Source organism: Burkholderia contaminans (assembly GCF_029633825.1).
Taxonomy (GTDB): domain Bacteria; phylum Pseudomonadota; class Gammaproteobacteria; order Burkholderiales; family Burkholderiaceae; genus Burkholderia; species Burkholderia contaminans.
Genome location: NZ_CP090641.1, coordinates 1,923,924 through 1,941,876 on the forward strand (window position 1 = coordinate 1,923,924; position 17,953 = coordinate 1,941,876).

The following is a 17,953-nucleotide window of genomic DNA, read 5'->3' on the forward strand; positions in this document are numbered from 1 at the left end:
GCGGACCGCTTCGTCACTTCATCGCCGATATGTCAGAAAACGTGTCGGCCGGGTGTTGCGACTCGCCTGGCGCACGTCGTTCGAGGATCTCTTTCGCGTCGCGCCGATAGCGCTCGAACTCACGCGCGAACGCTGCGGCGTCGCCCGCCAGCGCCAACGCTTCCATCGATGCGCAAAGACCGGATATCTCATCCTCGCCGATCATCGCGAACGCGCCGCGCATGCTGTGAATCTCCGTGCGGGCAGCCTTCAGGTCGCCATCCTGCAGCGCCCGCGCGATTGCGACATTCGACCGGTGCGCGGTGTCCGAAAGCACCTTGTGCAGATCATGAGGCAGCGGCCCATGCCGGCGCGACGGCGGCGGAGCGTGCGGCGCCTGCGACGGCCCCGTGTGCTTCGTGATCGCCAGCTCGAGCGATTTCAACGACGTCGGCTTCGCGACGATCTCGTCGATCCCCGCTTCCCGCGCGAGACGCAATTCATCCGGCTCGGCATGCGCGGTCACCGCGAGAATCGGCCTTGCGCGGCCTCGCTCACGCAGCACGCGCGCAAACGCATAGCCGTCGAGCCCCGGCATGTTGAGATCGGTCATCACGAGCGCATAGTCGTGCCGGTCGACGAGGTCGAGCGCTTCCGCGACGCTCGACGCGACATCGGCCGGATAGCCTAGAACGTCGAGTTGATCGTGGATCAGCGAACGGTTCACCGGGTTGTCGTCGACGAACAGCACGCGGGCGTTCGGCGCGTCGGCCCCCGCGTCGGCGCGCGCGGCGCCCGGCCTGTGATCGAGCGGCAGCGGCAGCGTAATGATGAACGTCGAGCCGACTCCCGGCACACTGTCGACCGCAATGTTGCCGCCCATCGATTCGACGAGCTTGTGGCTCAGCGCAAGCCCGATGCCGGTGCCCCCGAAACGTCGCGCGATCGACCTGTCGGCCTGCGCGAACGGCTCGAATATGTGCGCGAGCTGGTCGGCCGTCATTCCGATCCCCGAATCGCTGACGCGGATCGTCACCGGCGTTGCGTCGACGGCCGATGCCGATACCGACAGCGCCACCGTGCCGCGATCCGTGAACTTGATCGCGTTGCTGACCAGGTTCACGACGATCTGCCGCACACGCATCGGATCGCCAACGTACGCATGCGCGACGGCCGGGTCGATATCCACCCGCAGCGCGACGCCCTTCGCGGCAGCCATCGGCTCGAACAGGTCGGCGAGGTCGCGCATCAGGTCGTCGATGCGGAAGCTGGTGGCTTCGAGCGTCATCCGGTCGGCTTCGATCTTCGTCATGTCGAGCACGTTGTTCAGCATGTCGAGCAGCATTCGCGCGGCCGACGTGACCGCATGCAGCCGGCGCTTCTGTCGGCTCGGGTCGGGCGCCTTGTCGAGCAGTTCGAGATTGCCGAGCATCGCGTTCAGTGGCGTGCGGATCTCGTGCGTGATCGTCGCGAGGAAGGTCGATTTCGCGCGGTTCGCACTGCCGAGCGCGCGCTCGGCGTCGGCACGTGTGGTGATGTCGGAGAAGCTGCACAGCAGCGTGTCGCGGCCCTTGTAGCGCGCGCGGACGAAGTTGACGAGCAGGTCACGCGTGCGGCCGTCGTTCAGCGTGACGGGCAACTCGACGTCGAGCTGGAATGCGTCGCCGTCCTGGCGCTCGCGATAGCGCGCGAGCAGGCGTTCATGCAGCGGCGGCGAGCCGGCCTCCTTCTCGTACAGCTCCATCATCCGGTTGCGCAGCAGCACCTGGCGCGAGCCGAGCGAGATCAGGCCGATGCCGAACGGCGCGGTCGAGATGATCGCGCGGCTCATCTGCTCGCTTTCGAACACGCGGCGCGAGCGGCGGAACAGCGGCGCGAACAGCTTCAGGTCGAACGTGATCACGAGCCCCCACAGCACGGCGAGCATCAGCGCGGTCGTGCCGAACTCGCGCAGCATCGCGGGCCAGATCGCATGGGCGATCATCCGCCACGAATACGCATAGACGATCGCGAAACCCGTATCGGAGATCCGGTCGCTGACCGTGAAGATGCCGTCCCGATAGTTCGCGGTGAGCCGGTCGAAGCCGTGCCGCCATTCGCGATCGGCGAGTGCGTCACGCATCAGCGCCGCGCCGTCGGTCGCCGCGTCGGTGCGGTCCGCGCTCAGCAGGATGCGGCCGGTTTCGTCGACGAGCATGGCCACCGTGTCGTCGGGCGCGTGGTCCATCCGGTCGGCGATCACGTCCACGTCGAGGTCGCTGACGAACGTCATCACTTGATCGAGGCCGTCGAATACCGGCTCGACGAGGCGAAACACGGTCTTGCCCGTGAGCGGATCGACTGCGGGCGGCTGCCACGCAATGTGGCGGGTGTTGCGCCAGTGGCGCGCGATCGCCGGATTGCGCCAGTCGACGACGTCGAATGCCAGGCGATCGATCAGCGCATGCGTGTCGTGCGCGCCCATGCGGGCAAGCAGGTCAGGGTACGGCGTGTTCGGCGGCGGCGTGATCGCGATCACGCGATGGTCGGGGCTGTACGCATAGCCGGTGATCGGGCGCCCGGTCTGGCGCTCGGCTGCCGCGATCGAGATCGTCTGGCGTTCCATCAACTGCACGTAGCGATCGAATTCGCCGTTGGCGGTGGCATCGGGCGTGGCGGCGACGAACACTTCGGTCGCGCCGCGCATCGGCGACAGCAGCACGTGCCCGTCGCGTCGCAGCGTGTCGGACGACGCGCGTGCATGCGGCGGATGACCGCTCCACAGCAATTCCGCATTGATCACTGCGCGGCGCATCGACGCCTGCTTCGCATCGATTTCGAGCTGGACGAGCGCCTTGTGTGTCGTGAGCAGCTCGCGACGCTTCGAGATGTAGTCGCGCACCGAGCCGGTGAGCAGGATGCTCGCCGCGAACAGCATCACGAGCGACAGCAGCACGGCGCCGCCATACAGCGTGAAGCGCTGGTAGCGGTGCAGCAGGCCCAGGTCGCGCGGCTCGCCGCCGATCGAAGCGAACGGCGCGCCGGCATCCGCCTGGGACGCGAAGAGATGTCGAATGGGCATGGAGCGAATACCATGAATCGATGCGCAAATCAGGAGCCGCGAACGGCGCGCGCGGCGCAGGCCGCGCGCAAGCCGGGACGTGGGGCGATATCCGTAAGCCGTGTGGTGAGGCAGGCGAATCGCGCTGCCGGCTCGGGGGAACGAGCGAATTATCGGGATAGTGGAGTCGCCCGTATGTAGGGCAATCCGAAACAGTCGAGGGCAATGACTAAGACCAGTCCTATTTGTTCGAGCACTTGCGCGATGCGTATATAAATCCCGCTGCGCGCGCATGTCAAATCAAATCGAAATTCGATCAAGAGAACGTAGCATCGGGGGCGGTTTGGCACAGGCGATTGTCAAGCAACGTCAGGCTAGGACCGGTCCTACAAAATAAGTCATCACACGTCCGGCCGTCTGATTAACCAAATGACAGCCGATCAATACATTGGCATCTGTGGACGAGGCTTGTCCTTTCTTCTTCTCTTTCTACAGAGGCTATCAACGTGAACAAGACTTATCGGACCGTCTGGAACGCGACGACGGGCACATGGGCGGCAGCGCCCGAAACGGCGCGGATGCGCACGAAATCCAAATCGAATACGGCGATGAAGTCGTCGGTGTCGGCGGCGGTCGCGGTGATGGCCGGGGTTGGCGGCGGGACGGTGTCGGTCGATGCGATGGCGCAGGCGGCGAATGGTTACGGCTCGTTGTCGCTCTGCGCACCTGGGAGTACGGGCACGGTTTTTGGCAGCGGAGCTATTTCCGGCACAAGGACGACGGGCGTATGTGGCGCGGCAATCTCGAATTTCAGGCTCAGTGAAGGGCACGTGCGGTCGTTCCAGCTGTACAACCACAGCAACGCCGCTGGCGGTGGTATCGGTCAGGCAAGTGCGGCGACCGAAGCTGGCATCAGCGGTACCGTCGATGGTCACCTCTTCCTGCTGGGCGGATCCGGCGTGCACCTCCGGGGGGCGGTGGATTTCGACAGCAACGCCAGCATGACGAACCATCGCATCACGAACCTGGCAGCGGGTAGCGCCGGGACGGATGCCGTTAACCTCAACCAGTTGAATGCGGCGGTTGCGGCGGCGAGCGGCAACCCTTATGTGGCCATCAGCACCGGCGCATATGCTGCGTCGACGGCCGCCGTGGCGACGGGAGGCTACAGCGCGACTGCGGTGGGCGGGAATGCGCGCGCGACCGGTATCTCGGCGGTGGCGCTTGGCGGCAACACGGTAGCGAGCAACCAAAATGCGACCGCTATCGGTACGCTGTCGCAAGCAACAGGGTCGGAAAGCGTTGCGGTCGGTACGAGCGCGCGCGCAACAGGCGGCAATTCATCTGCATTCGGGCAAGGTGCCGTCGCGCAGGCGGCCGGTGCGACGGCAATCGGTTCGGGGGCCAACTCAGGCACGGCCAACTCCATTGCGATGGGACGCAACGCCGTAGTCAATGCCGGTGGGGTGACTGGCGCCAACTCGTCGATCGCGATCGGCAATGGCGCCGTGGCGGGCGGTACGGACACGATCGTCATCGGGACGAGCACGTCACACTCGGGGTCGGGTGCGACGGTCGTGGGTGCCAACGCCAGTGCAATGGGCGGTGGTGCTGGCGTTGCACTGGGAAATGCCAGTTCGGCTGCCGGGAACGCCGCGGTCGCGCTCGGCCAGAGCTCGGTCGCGAGCGGCCAGAATTCCGTGGCGTTGGGTACCGGTAGCGTGGCGAATGCAGCCAACACCGTTTCGGTCGGTTCGACGACGGTACAGCGACGCATCACGAACATGGCTGCCGGTACGGCAGCTACGGACGCAGTCAACGTGAGCCAGCTGACGGGCGTGACGAGTGCGCTCGGCGGCGGCGCCGGCGTGGGCGCGGACGGCAGCATCACCAGGCCAACGTACAACGTTGCCGGCAAAAATTACAACAACGTGGGCGACGCGCTGGATGCGCTTGCCGCGAGTGGTGGCGATCCGGATTCAGTGAAGTACGACGATGCCACGCATCGTGCGATCACGCTGGGCAATACCGGCACGCCGGTGGGGATCCACAACGTGGCGGCCGGTGCGCTGTCGGCGACGAGCAAGGACGCGGTGAACGGCTCGCAGCTGTTCGCGACGAACACGCGCGTCGGTGACCTCGAGGGTTCGCTGAAGGATGGCGGCGTGATCGATCCGATCACGGGCAAATCGCTGGCGGTGACGTATGACGGCGTCGCGCAGGACAAGGTCACGCTGAAGGGCGCAGACGGCACGACGCTCGCGAACCTGAAGGCAGGCGTTGCCGACATGGATGCAGTGAACGTGTCGCAACTGAAGGACTCCGGCCTGATCGGCGACGACGGCAAGGCGATTGCGGCCGTGACGTACGACGACGCAACGAAGGGCTCCGTGACGCTCGGCGGTGCGGGTGCAACGACGCCTGTCGCACTGAAGAACGTTGCTGACGCGAAGGACGATCACGACGCGCTGAACCTTGGCCAGCTTAAGGAAGCGGGCCTGGTCGGTGACGACGGCTCGGGCAACCTGACGTCGATGGCGGTGACGTACGACGGCGCGGCGCGCGACAAGGTCACGCTGCAAGGCGCAGACGGCACGACGCTGTCCAACGTGAAGGCCGGTGTGGCCGACATGGACGCCGTGAACGTCGGCCAGATGAAAGACGCGCTTGCGACGAAGACGGACGACACCCTGATCAAGGTCAGGAGTAGCGGCGATACGCCGCCCCCGGCAACGGCGGCATCCGAGCGCGCGATTGCGATCGGCGGCGGAGCATATGCGGACAGCCGCGTCACCGGCGGCGGGGTGGGCGACGGCGCGGTGGCGATCGGCGAGGGCGCGACGGCTACCGGCGGTTTTGCCACGGCCGTGGGCGCAGCTTCCTATGCAGGCCATCTGGGCTCGGCATTCGGTGACGCGGCCAGCGCATCGGGTGCGTCGTCTTCCGCATTCGGGGAGTCGGCCAACGCATCGGGTGACACGGCGACCGCAATCGGCGCGCTGGCTTCGGCCACCGGTACCAGCGCGATTGCGCTTGGCATCGTGGCGAAAGCGGATGGGAAGGACAGCATGGCGCTTGGCGCCGGTGCGCATGCGCAAGGCACATCGACCGTTGCGCTCGGCGCGGACTCGGTTGCCGATCGCGACAACACCGTGTCCGTCGGCTCGGCCACGCAACAACGTCAGATCGTCAACGTTGCGGCCGGTACGCAGGATACCGACGCCGTGAACGTAGCGCAGTTGAAGGATTCGGGCCTGATCGGCGACGACGGCAAGGCAATTGCCGCGGTGACGTACGACGACGCCACGAAGAGTTCGGTGACGCTCGGCGGCGCGGGCGCGACGACGCCGGTGGCGATCCACAACGTGGCTGCAGGTGCGCTGTCGGCGACGAGCACGGATGCGGTGAACGGCTCGCAGCTGTTCGCGACGAACACGCGCGTGGGTGACATCGAGGATTCGCTGTCGAAGGGCGGCGTGATCGATCCGATCTCGGGCGAATCGCTGGCCGTGGTGTACGACGGCACGGCGAAGGACACCGTGACGCTGAAGGGCGCGGACGGCACGACGCTCGCGAACGTGAAGGCTGGCGTGGCCGACATGGACGCAGTGAACGTCTCGCAACTGAAGGGCTCGGGCCTGATCGGTGACGACGGCAAGGCGATCGCCGCGGTGACATACGACCGTCTCGCGGACGGCACGCCGAACTATGGTTCGGTGACGTTCGGCCACGGCGCCGGCCTGACGCAACTGAAGAACGTTGCGGCCGCGACGGACGACACGGACGCGGTCAACCTCGGTCAGATGAAGCAGTACGTCGCTGACAACCCGGGCGAAGGCGGCCCGGGCAACCCGCTGGCCGTCGCCTATGACGACGCCTCCAAGGGCCAGGTCACGCTGGCGGGCGGCGTGGACGGCACGACGATCACGAACGTGAAGGCGGGTGAGCTGTCTGCGACGAGCACGGACGCGGTGAACGGTTCGCAGCTGTTCGCGACGAACACGCGCGTGGGTGACCTCGAGGGTTCGCTGAAGGATGGCGGCGTGATCGATCCGGTCACGGGCAAATCGCTGGCGGTGACGTATGACGGCGTTGCGCAGGACAAGGTCACGCTGAAGGGCGCTGACGGTACGACGCTCGCGAACGTGAAGGCCGGCGTGGCCGACATGGACGCTGTGAACGTGTCGCAACTGAAGGGCGCGGGCCTGATCGGTGACGATGGCAAGGCGATCGCCGCGGTGACGTACGACCGTAACGCGGACGGCACGCCGAACTTCAACTCGGTCACGATGGGCGGTGGCAACGCGACCGGCCCGGTGACGATCTCGAACGTTGCGGCCGGCGTGGCGGCGACGGATGCGGTCAACGTGCAGCAGATGCGCGATGCGGCCGCCAACGGCAACCCGTACATCGGCGGGCGTGGCACGGGCGTTGCGGCGCAAGCGACCGGCATCAACGCCGTGGCGCTCGGCCTCGGCTCGCTCGCGAACGAGATCAACACGATTTCGGTCGGTAACAGTGCGACCGGCCTTCAGCGCCGTATCACGAATGTGCAAAACGGTCAGGCAGACAGCGACGCGGCAACCGTCGGCCAGGTCAACGACCTGATTGGCGTCGCTTCGACGAACACGCAGGCGTCGATCAACGACATCAATGCGAAGACGAAGGATGCGATCCAGAGCATGAGCGATCGGCTGGATTCGATCGGCACGACTGCGAGCGCGAATCCGTACGTTCAGGTCGACGGCGCGGGCGACGGTAGCGACAACGCGTTTGCAGGTGCGGGTACGTACGGCGTGGCCGTCGGCGCGGACGCAAGTGCGACCGGCACGACCTCGATCGCGGTAGGTGCACAGGCCGTTTCGTCTGGCACCGGCTCGGTTGCGCTCGGCGCGGGCGCGTCGGCAACCGCCAATGGCGCTGTCGCATTCGGTAGCGGCCGTGCGACCGGCACGAGCGCGCTGGCGCTGGGCAACGGTACGGTTGCGACCGGCAACAACGCGGTAGCGGCAGGCTTCAACGCGCAGGCCGCTGGCCTCAACGCGCTCGCAGTCGGCAACACGGCGCGAGCCAATGCCGCCGACTCGATGGCATTCGGCACGACGGCACAGGTCGATGCGCTCGCGACGAACGCGATCGCCATTGGCCGTCAGGCCAGCGTGACGAGCGCCGGGCAGAATGCCGTCGCACTGGGCGCGGGCTCGGTTGCGGATCGCCTGAACGCGATCTCGGTCGGTTCGTCGGGCCATGAACGCCAGATCATTTACGTTGCGCGTGGCACGTCGGGTACGGACGCGGTGAACGTCAGCCAGTTGCGCGACGCGATGGCTGCGTTCGGTGGCAGCGCGGCGGTCGACGCAAACGGCGCGATCGTGAATCCCACTTACACCATCGGCGGCACCGAGTACCACACCGTCGGGCAGGCGCTCGACGCGCTTGCGCGACTCGGCGGCGGGACCGACCCGCTGGCCGTGACCTATGGCACGAATGCGGACGGCAGCCCGAATTTCGAAGTGGTCTCGCTGAAGGGAGCGGCAGGCACGACGCTGTCGAACGTGAAGGCCGGTGTGGCCGACATGGATGCGGTGAACGTGTCGCAGCTGAAGGATTCGGGCCTGATCGGCGACGACGGCAAGGCGATTGCCGCGGTGACGTACGACGACACGACGAAGAGTTCGGTGACGCTGGGTGGCGCGGGCGCAACGACGCCTGTCGCTCTGAAGAACGTCGCGGATGCGAAGGACGATCACGACGCGCTGAACCTTGGCCAGCTGAAGGAAGCGGGCCTGGTCGGTGACGACGGCTCGGGCAACCTGACGTCGATGGCGGTGACGTACGACGGCGCGTCGAAGGACAAGGTCACGCTGCAAGGCACGGACGGCACGACGCTCGCGAACGTGAAGGCTGGTGTGGCCGACATGGACGCAGTGAACGTGTCGCAGCTGAAGGACTCCGGCCTGATCGGCGACGATGGCAAGGCGATTGCCGCCGTGACGTATGACGATGCAACGAAGGCCTCGGTCACGCTGGGCAACGCCGGCACACCGGTGGCGATCCACAACGTGGCGGCAGGTGCGCTGTCGGAGACGAGCACGGACGCCGTGAACGGTTCGCAGTTGTTCGCGACGAATACGCGCGTCGGCGATCTGGAAGACTCGCTGGGTAAGGGAGGCGTGATCGATCCGATTACCGGTGAATCGCTGGCCGTGGTGTACGACGGCACGGCGAAGGACACCGTGACGCTGAAGGGCGCGGATGGCACGACGCTCGCGAACGTGAAGGCCGGCGTGGCCGACATGGATGCAGTGAACGTATCGCAGCTGAAGGACTCCGGCCTGATCGGTGACGACGGCAAGGCAATTGCCGCGGTGACATACGACGACGCAACGAAGGGCTCGGTGACGCTCGGCGGCGCGGGCGCGACGACGCCTGTCGCACTGAAGAACGTTGCTGACGCGAAGGACGATCACGACGCGCTGAACCTCGGCCAGCTGAAGGACGCGGGCCTGGTCGGCGACGACGGCTCGGGCAACCTGACGTCGATGGCGGTGACGTACGACGGCGCGGCACGCGACAAGGTCACGCTGAAGGGCGCGGACGGCACGACGCTCGCGAACGTGAAGGCAGGCGTTGCCGACATGGACGCGGTCAACGTGTCGCAACTGAAGGATTCGGGCCTGATCGGCGACGACGGCAAGGCGATTGCGGCCGTGACGTACGACGACGCGACGAAGGGCTCCGTGACGCTCGGCGGCGCGGGCGCGACGACGCCTGTCGCACTGAAGAACGTTGCTGACGCGAAGGACGATCACGACGCGCTGAACCTCGGCCAGCTGAAGGAAGCGGGCTTGGTCGGTGACGACGGCTCGGGCAACCTGACGTCGATGGCAGTAACGTACGACGGCGCGTCGAAGGACAAGGTCACGCTGCAAGGCACGGACGGCACGACGCTCGCGAACGTGAAGGCTGGTGTGGCCGACATGGACGCAGTGAACGTGTCGCAGCTGAAGGACTCCGGCCTGATCGGCGACGATGGCAAGGCGATTGCCGCCGTGACGTATGACGATGCAACGAAGGCCTCGGTCACGCTGGGCAACGCCGGCACGCCGGTGGCGATCCACAACGTGGCGGCAGGTGCGCTGTCGGAGACGAGCACGGACGCCGTGAACGGTTCGCAGTTGTTCGCGACGAACACGCGCGTCGGCGATCTGGAAGGCTCGCTGAAGGATGGCGGTGTGATCGACCCGGTCACGGGCGAATCGCTGGCCGTGGTCTACGACGGCACGGCGAAGGACAAGGTCACGCTGAAGGGCGCCGACGGCACGACGCTCGCGAACGTGAAGGCCGGTGTGGCCGACATGGACGCAGTGAACGTATCGCAGCTGAAGGGCTCGGGCCTGATCGGCGACGACGGCAAGGCGATCGCCGCCGTGACGTACGACCGTCTCGCGGACGGCACGCCGAACTATGGTTCGGTGACGTTCGGCCACGGCGCCGGCCCGACGCAACTGAAGAACGTTGCGGCAGCTACGGACAACACGGACGCGGTCAACTTCGGCCAGATGAAGGACTACGTGGGTGACCAACTGGGCAACCCTGGAATCCCGGGCAATCCGCTTGCCGTTGCCTATGACGACGCCTCCAAGGGCCAGGTCACGCTGGCAGGCGGCGCGGACGGCACGACGATCACGAACGTGAAGGCGGGCGAAGTGAGCGCGACCAGCACGGACGCGATCAACGGTGCGCAGCTGCACGGCACGGCACAGAGCGTGGCGGACTCGCTGGGTGGCGGCTCGACCGTGGATGCGGACGGCAAGGTGACGAACCCGACGTATTCGCTGGCCGATCCGGCTGACGGCTCGACGAAGACCGACTACCACAACGTGGGTGATGCACTCGCGAACCTGGACGGCCGTACGTCGACGAACACGGAGAACATCACCGTGATCAACAAGCAGTTGGCCGATTCGGGTCTGGTCGATCCGGTGACGGGCCAGTCGATTGCTGCAGTGACGTACGACCGCAACGCGGACGGTACGCCGAACCTCGGTTCGGTGACGCTGGGCGGCGCGGACGCGACGACGCCGGTGGCGTTGAAGAACGTTGCCGACGGCACGGACCGTCACGACGCGATCAACATGGGTCAGCTGCAGGATGCTGGTCTGGTGGCGCCGGTCGATCCGTCGAACCCGGGTGCGGGCCTGAAGTCGCTGGCGGTGACGTATGACGGCGTCGACCAGGACAAGGCCACGCTGAAGGGTGCGGACGGCACGACGCTCGCGAACGTGAAGGCCGGTGTGGCGGACATGGACGCGGTGAACGTGTCGCAACTGAAGGGCTCAGGCTTGATCGGTGACGACGGCAAGGCGATTGCCGCGGTGACGTACGACCGTAACGCAGACGGCACGCCGGACTACAGCAAGGTAACGCTGGGCCACGGCGAAGGTCCGACGCAGCTGAAGAACGTCGCGAACGCGACGGACGACGGCGACGCGCTGAACCTCGGCCAGCTGAAGGAAGCGGGCTTGGTCGGCGAAGACGACAAGGGCAACCTGGCGTCGGCGGCGGTGACGTATGACCGAAACGCGGACGGTACGATCAACCACGACCAGATCACGCTGAAGGGCGCGGACGGCACGACGCTGTCGAACGTGAAGGCCGGTGTGGCCGACATGGACGCGGTGAACGTGTCGCAGCTGAAGGGCTCGGGCCTGATCGGCGACGACGGCAAGGCAATTGCCGCGGTGACGTACGACCGCAACGCGGACGGCACGCCGAACTACGGCCAGGCGACGCTGGGTCATGGCGAAGGTCCGACGCAGCTGAAGAACGTCGCGAACGCGACGGACGACGGCGACGCGCTGAACCTCGGCCAGCTGAAGGAAGCGGGCCTGGTCGGTGACGACGGTTCGGGCAACCTGACCTCGCTCGCGGTGACGTACGACAACGCGGCGAAGGATGCCATCACGCTGGGCGGCACGGGCGCAACGACGCCGGTGGCGATCCACAACGTGGCGGACGGCGTGCTGTCGGCCACGAGCAAGGACGCGGTGAACGGTTCGCAACTGTTCGCGACGAACACACGCGTGGGTGACATCGAGAACTCGCTGAAGGATGGCGGCGTGATCGATCCGGTCACGGGCAAGTCGCTGGCGGTGGTGTACGACGGCGCGGCGAAGGACACTGTGACGATGGCGGGCGCGGCCGGCACGACGATCGCGAACGTGAAGGCCGGCGTGGCCGACATGGACGCGGTGAACGTGTCGCAGCTGAAGGGCTCGGGCCTGATCGGCGACGACGGCAAGGCAATTGCCGCGGTGACGTACGACCGCAATGCCGACGGCACGCCGAACCTCGGTTCGGTGACGCTGGGCGGCGCGGGCGCAACGACGCCGGTCGCACTGAAGAACGTCGCGGACGGCGTGGATCGTCACGACGCGATCAACCTCGGTCAGCTTCAGGACGCAGGGCTGGTTGCGCCGGTCGATCCGACGAATCCGGGCGCGGGCCTGACGTCGACGGCAGTCACGTACGACAAGCACGCGGACGGTTCGGTCAATTTCGACCAGATCACGCTGAAGGGCGGCGCGGACGGCACGAAGCTGTCGAACGTAGCGGCGGGCGAAGTAAGCGCGACCAGCAAGGACGCGATCAACGGCGCACAGCTGCACGGCACGGCGCAAAGCGTGTCCGATTCGCTGGGCGGCGGCTCGACGGTGGATGCAGACGGCAAGGTGACGAACCCGACGTATTCGCTGGCCGATCCGGCTGACGGCTCGACGAAGACCGAGTACCACAACGTGGGTGACGCACTGGCGAACCTGGACGGCCGTACGTCGACGAACACGGAGAACATCACCGTGATCAACAAGCAGCTGGGCGACTCGGGTCTGGTCGATCCGGTGACGGGCCAGACGCTTGCAGCGGTGACGTACGACCGTAACGCGGACGGCACGCCGAACCGCGGCTCGGTGACGCTGGGCGGTGCAGACGCGACGGCACCGGTGGCGCTGAAGAACGTCGCCGACGGCGTGGACGCAAACGACGCAGTGAACGTGGGCCAGTTGCAGGCTGCGGGTATCGTTGCGCCGGTCGATCCGGAGAATCCGGGCAAGGGCCTGAAGTCGCTGGCCGTGACGTACGACGGCGTCGACCAGGACAAGGTCACGCTGAAGGGCGCGGACGGCACGACGCTCACGAACGTGAAGGCAGGCGCGGTAACGGCCACCAGCACGGACGCGATCAACGGTTCGCAGCTGCACGGCACGGCGCAGAGCGTGGCCGATTCGCTGGGCGGCGGCTCGACTGTCGATGCTGAAGGCAAGGTAACGAGCCCGACGTATTCGCTGGCTGACCCGACGGACGGCTCGACGAAGACCGAGTACCACAACGTGGGCGATGCGCTCGCGAACCTGGACGGCCGCACGTCGACGAACACGGAGAACATCACCGTGATCAACAAGCAACTTGCCGACACGGGTCTGGTCGATCCGGTGACGGGCCAGTCGCTTGCAGCGGTGACGTACGACCGTAACGCGGACGGCACGCCGAACCGCGGCTCGGTGACGCTGGGCGGCGCGGACGCGACGGCTCCGGTGGCGTTGAAGAACGTCGCGGACGGTACCGATCGTCACGACGCGATCAACCTCGGCCAGTTGCAGGATGCTGGCCTGGTCGCACCGGTCGATCCGACGAACCCGGGTACGGGCCTGACGTCGCTCGCCGTGACGTACGACAAGCACGCGGACGGCTCGGCGAACTTCGACCAGATCTCGCTGAAGGGCGAGAACGGCACGACGATCACGAACGTGAAGGCCGGCGCGGTGAGCGCGACCAGCACGGACGCGGTCAACGGCTCGCAGCTGTACGGTGCATCGCAGAGCGTCGCGAAGGCACTGGGCGGCGGCGCGACGGTCGACGCGAACGGCAACGTCACGAACCCGACGTACACGGTCAACAACGAGAAGTTCGACAACGTCGGCGATGCGCTCGACAACATTTCGAGCAGCCTCGTCCACGGTTCGATCGGCCTCGTCCAGCAGGACGAGACGACGCGCGACATCACGGTCGCGAAGGACACGGACGGCACGACCGTGAACTTCGCCGGCACGGCGGGCGACCGCGTGCTGACCGGCGTGGGCGCGGGCGTGGTGAGCGCGACGAGCAACGACGCGATCAACGGTTCGCAACTGCACGGTACGGCGCAGAGCGTGGCCGACACGATTGGTGGCGGGACGACGGTCGATGCGGACGGCAAGCTTGCGGACACGTCGATCGAAGTGAACGGCAGCAAGTACAAGACCGTGGCGGAAGCAGTGCAGGCCGCGGCCGCGTACGGCGCGACCGATTCGCTCGCGGTGCGTTACGACCTGAACGGCGACGGCACGCCGAACTACGGTTCGGTGACCCTCGGCGGAACGGGCGCGGCGCCGGTGCGACTGACGAACGTCGCGAACGGCACGACGCAGTACGACGCCGTGAACTTCGGCCAGTTGAGCGAACTGAGCGACCGGATCGGCGGCGTCGACGATCGTGTCGGCCGGCTCGAGCAGAACCCGGGCGGCGGCGGTGGTGGCGGCGGCGGTTCGGGCGGCAGCGACTACTTCGCCGGCACGGACGTCGGCACGGGCACGACCCCGGCCAACGCCGGCAACGGCGTCGGCAACACGGCGGCCGGTTCGGGCGCCGTGGTCGGTACGGGCGTGAACAACGGCACGGTGGTCGGTTCGAACGCGAACGTGTCGGCGAGCAACGGCACCGCGATCGGTTCGGGTTCGAAGAGCTCCGCCGAAGGCGCCACGGCGATCGGCAACAACGCCAACGCGTCGGGCAGCAAGTCGGCGGCGATCGGCGACGGTGCGAGCGCATCCGGTTCGAACTCGGTCGCGCTGGGTGCCGGTTCGATGGCCACGAGCGACAACACCGTGTCCGTCGGTTCGGCAACGCAGCAGCGCACGATCTCGAACCTGGCAGACGGTGTGAACGCATCGGACGCAGCGACGAAGGGGCAGATGGACCGCGCAATCGGCGGCGTGCAGGGGCAGGTCAACGAGCTGTCGCGTAACGCTTACTCGGGTATCGCCGCAGCGACCGCGCTGACGATGATTCCGGGCGTCGATCCGGGCAAGACGCTGTCGTTCGGTATCGGCGGCGCGACGTTCCAGGGCTACCAGGCCGTGGCGTTCGGCGGCGAGGCGCGCATCACGCAGAACCTGAAGATGAAGGCCGGCGTGGGCCTGTCGAGCGGCGGCAACACCGTCGGCGTGGGCGCTTCGTATCAGTGGTAACGCGCAGGGCGGGGCGCAAGCCCCGCCCGTGCCGGCTCCGTTCCCTTTCCATTCATTCTATTTTTTGCCGTCCGCCTTCGGGCGGACGTCTCATCATGAAAATTTCCACCTTGTTGTTGCGCGCCGCATCGATCGGCGCGATCGCGATGGCGCTCGGTGCGTGCACGACGCAATCGGGCCTCACCTACGACATTCGCGCGGTATCGATCCCGGGCAAGCCGGACAACGTGTTCCGCGTGAGCTGCGACGGCCTGCTGGGCAGCGCGAACGCCTGTGCCCGTGCGGCTGAAGAGTTCTGCCAGGGCAAGGGCTTCACGCCGCTCGAGATGATCGACCGCGTGTACAGCCGCGCGCCGATGAAGGACCCGCGTGAGATCACGTTCATGTGCGGCAAGCCGCAGCCGGCGCCCGTCGCGGCACCGGTCGCGCAGCCGCAACCGCAGCCGGCCCCCGCGCCGCAGCCGGTGCCGCAGCGCCAGGTGCTGCTGCAGGGCGACGCGAACTTCGCGCTCGACAGCGCCGTGCTGTCGCCGCAGGCGCGCGGCCAGCTCGATCGCTTCATCGACATCAACCGCGGTATCGAATTCCGCCGCGTGACGGTGACCGGCTTCACCGATTCAACGGGCAGCAAGACGCACAACCTCGCGCTGTCGGCTTCGCGGGCGCGCAACGTGATGAACTATCTGAGCAGCAACGGCCTGAAGGCACAGTCGTTCGTGTCGGAAGGCGCCGGCGCCGCCGATCCGGTTGCGACCAACGCAACGGCCGAAGGCCGCGCGCAGAACCGTCGCGTCGAGATCCGGATCGATGCGCGCTGATACCGCACGCTGATACGCCGAGCGGCGGGCATCGCTGACGCACCCCCCGCTCGGCCCGGCAAAGCACCGAAGCCGCCCGCTCGTTACGAGCCGGCGGCTTTTTTGTGCGTTCGCACATCTCGGCTCAGTGCCGATGGCCCGATTCATGGATACCACCCCGGTTTCATGCGAAGATAGCGCCCAATTACGATCCACGACGCGCGCGAGCGCTGTCGCCGGCCGGTGCATGGCGGTTTCCGCCACGACGCCAGGCCGCGCAAATCTGGACGACTATGGGAAGCTATCTGATACGCGTGGTACTGGCCGACGACCATCCGGCGATGCTCGCCGGTGTCGAGCACGGGCTGTCGTCGGTGCCGACGATCCAGCTGGCCGGCAAGGCCGGCAGCTCGACGGAATTGATCCGGCTGCTCGATGCCGGCGCGTGCGACGTCGTGGTGTCCGATTACGCGATGCCGGGCGGCGCGCACGGCGACGGCATCACGCTGTTCTCCTACCTGCAACGCAACTACCCGGCCGCGAAGCTGGTCGTGCTGACCATGCTCGACAACCCGGCGGTGATCGGCGCGCTCACGCGGCTCGGCATCACCTGCATCGTCAGCAAATCCGATACGGTCGATCACCTGATTCCGGCGATTCATGCGGCCGCGACGGGCGGCACTTACTATTCGCCGTCGGTCGAGAAGGTCGTCCGCACGCTCACGTCGCATTCGAGCGCACGGGCCGTCGACCAGAAGCGCGAGCTGAGCGCACGCGAGATCGAGGTCGTGCGCCTGTATGCGTCGGGCATGACGGTCAACGAGATTGCGGAGAAGTTGAGCCGCAGCAAGAAGACCATCAGCACGCAGAAGGCGCGCGCGATGGAAAAGATCGGTGTGGACAAGGACATCGACCTGCTGCGCTACGCGATCGAGAACGGGATCGTGGCCGCTGCCGGCAGCGAAGGGTGGGGTGGGGAAGGGGAAGCCGAAGGCGCACCGGGCGTCGACCCGGCCTGACCGGGTGCATTGTCATGCGCCGCGTGGCGGTGGCGCGCAGCGGCCCGTCCGTGCGGCGAAGCGCCGCCGGCACGGATCAACACATCGGCGCCACGCGGGCGCCGATGCTTTCATCTCAACGTTTCAGGCAGATCAGTCCGCTTCGCCGGCCGCCTGCGCCGACGCATACCCGTAATCGGTCACGAGCCCGCACGAGATCGCATAGCGAACCAGATCGACGTCGCGCTCGATGCCGAGCTTTTGCATCGCCGAACTCTTCTGCGTGCTGATCGTTTTTTTGCTGCGATTCAGTTTCTCGGCGATGTCGTTCACCGACAGTCCCGACGCAAAGAGCCGGATCACCTCGACCTCGCGCACCGACAGCGCCGGCGCCTTGCCGGTCACGCTGCCCGCATTGCGGAGGATCTTGTCCATTGACGGCGACAGATACCGGCCGCTCGTATAGGCCGCGTGGATCGCCATCGTCAGGTGGTTCGGCAAGTCCGACTTGCTGACGATGCACGCGATGCCGAGATTGATCAGCGCGCGCAGCGCGACCGCGTTTTCCATCATCGTCATCACGACGACCTTCAGGCCGGGATGGCGCTTCAGGGCGGCCGTGAACAGCGCGAGCCCGTCGCCGTATTCGCTGCCGGGCATTGCATAGTCGGACACGAGCACGTCGCACGGGTGGCTCGCGAGCGCGTCCATCAGTTCCGTCGAGTTGTGCGCGGTCGCGACGACCGTAATGGTGTTCGTCGCCGACAGTTCGTAGCGCGCGCCGATGACGATCGCCGGATGGTCGTCGGCGATCACGATGCGGATGGGGAAGGTCTTGTTCATGAGGTTCTC

General features: G+C 66.6%; 4 protein-coding genes and 2 pseudogenes. 4 read left to right on the plus strand and 2 right to left on the minus strand.

From position 1 onward, the window contains the following. Positions 1-13 precede the first annotated feature (13 nt). A complete protein-coding gene (locus LXE91_RS26335; protein ID WP_039344215.1) occupies positions 14-3,040 on the minus strand; it encodes an ATP-binding protein in 3,027 nt (1,008 codons plus the stop codon). Positions 3,041-3,525: 485 nt separating this feature from the next. Between LXE91_RS26335 and LXE91_RS43900 the strand changes: the two are divergent. The 4 genes and pseudogenes from LXE91_RS43900 to LXE91_RS26360 all read left to right on the plus strand — a co-directional run. After that, positions 3,526-3,600, plus strand: a pseudogene (locus LXE91_RS43900) (ESPR domain-containing protein); the annotation flags it as partial. A 345-nt stretch (positions 3,601-3,945) separates the two neighbouring features. After that, a pseudogene (locus tag LXE91_RS26350) lies at positions 3,946-15,306 on the plus strand (YadA-like family protein); the annotation flags it as partial. A gap of 95 nt (positions 15,307-15,401) precedes the next feature. Next, a complete protein-coding gene (locus tag LXE91_RS26355) occupies positions 15,402-16,124 on the plus strand; it encodes an OmpA family protein (protein WP_039369651.1) in 723 nt (240 codons plus the stop codon). Between the two features lie 272 nt (positions 16,125-16,396). Further along, a complete protein-coding gene (locus tag LXE91_RS26360; protein WP_039369654.1) occupies positions 16,397-17,122 on the plus strand; it encodes a response regulator in 726 nt (241 codons plus the stop codon). A 132-nt stretch (positions 17,123-17,254) separates the two neighbouring features. Here LXE91_RS26360 and LXE91_RS26365 read toward each other — a convergent pair whose 3' ends face one another. Beyond that, a complete protein-coding gene (locus LXE91_RS26365) occupies positions 17,255-17,944 on the minus strand; it encodes a response regulator (RefSeq protein ID WP_039369657.1) in 690 nt (229 codons plus the stop codon). Between the last annotated feature and the right edge of the window lie 9 nt (positions 17,945-17,953).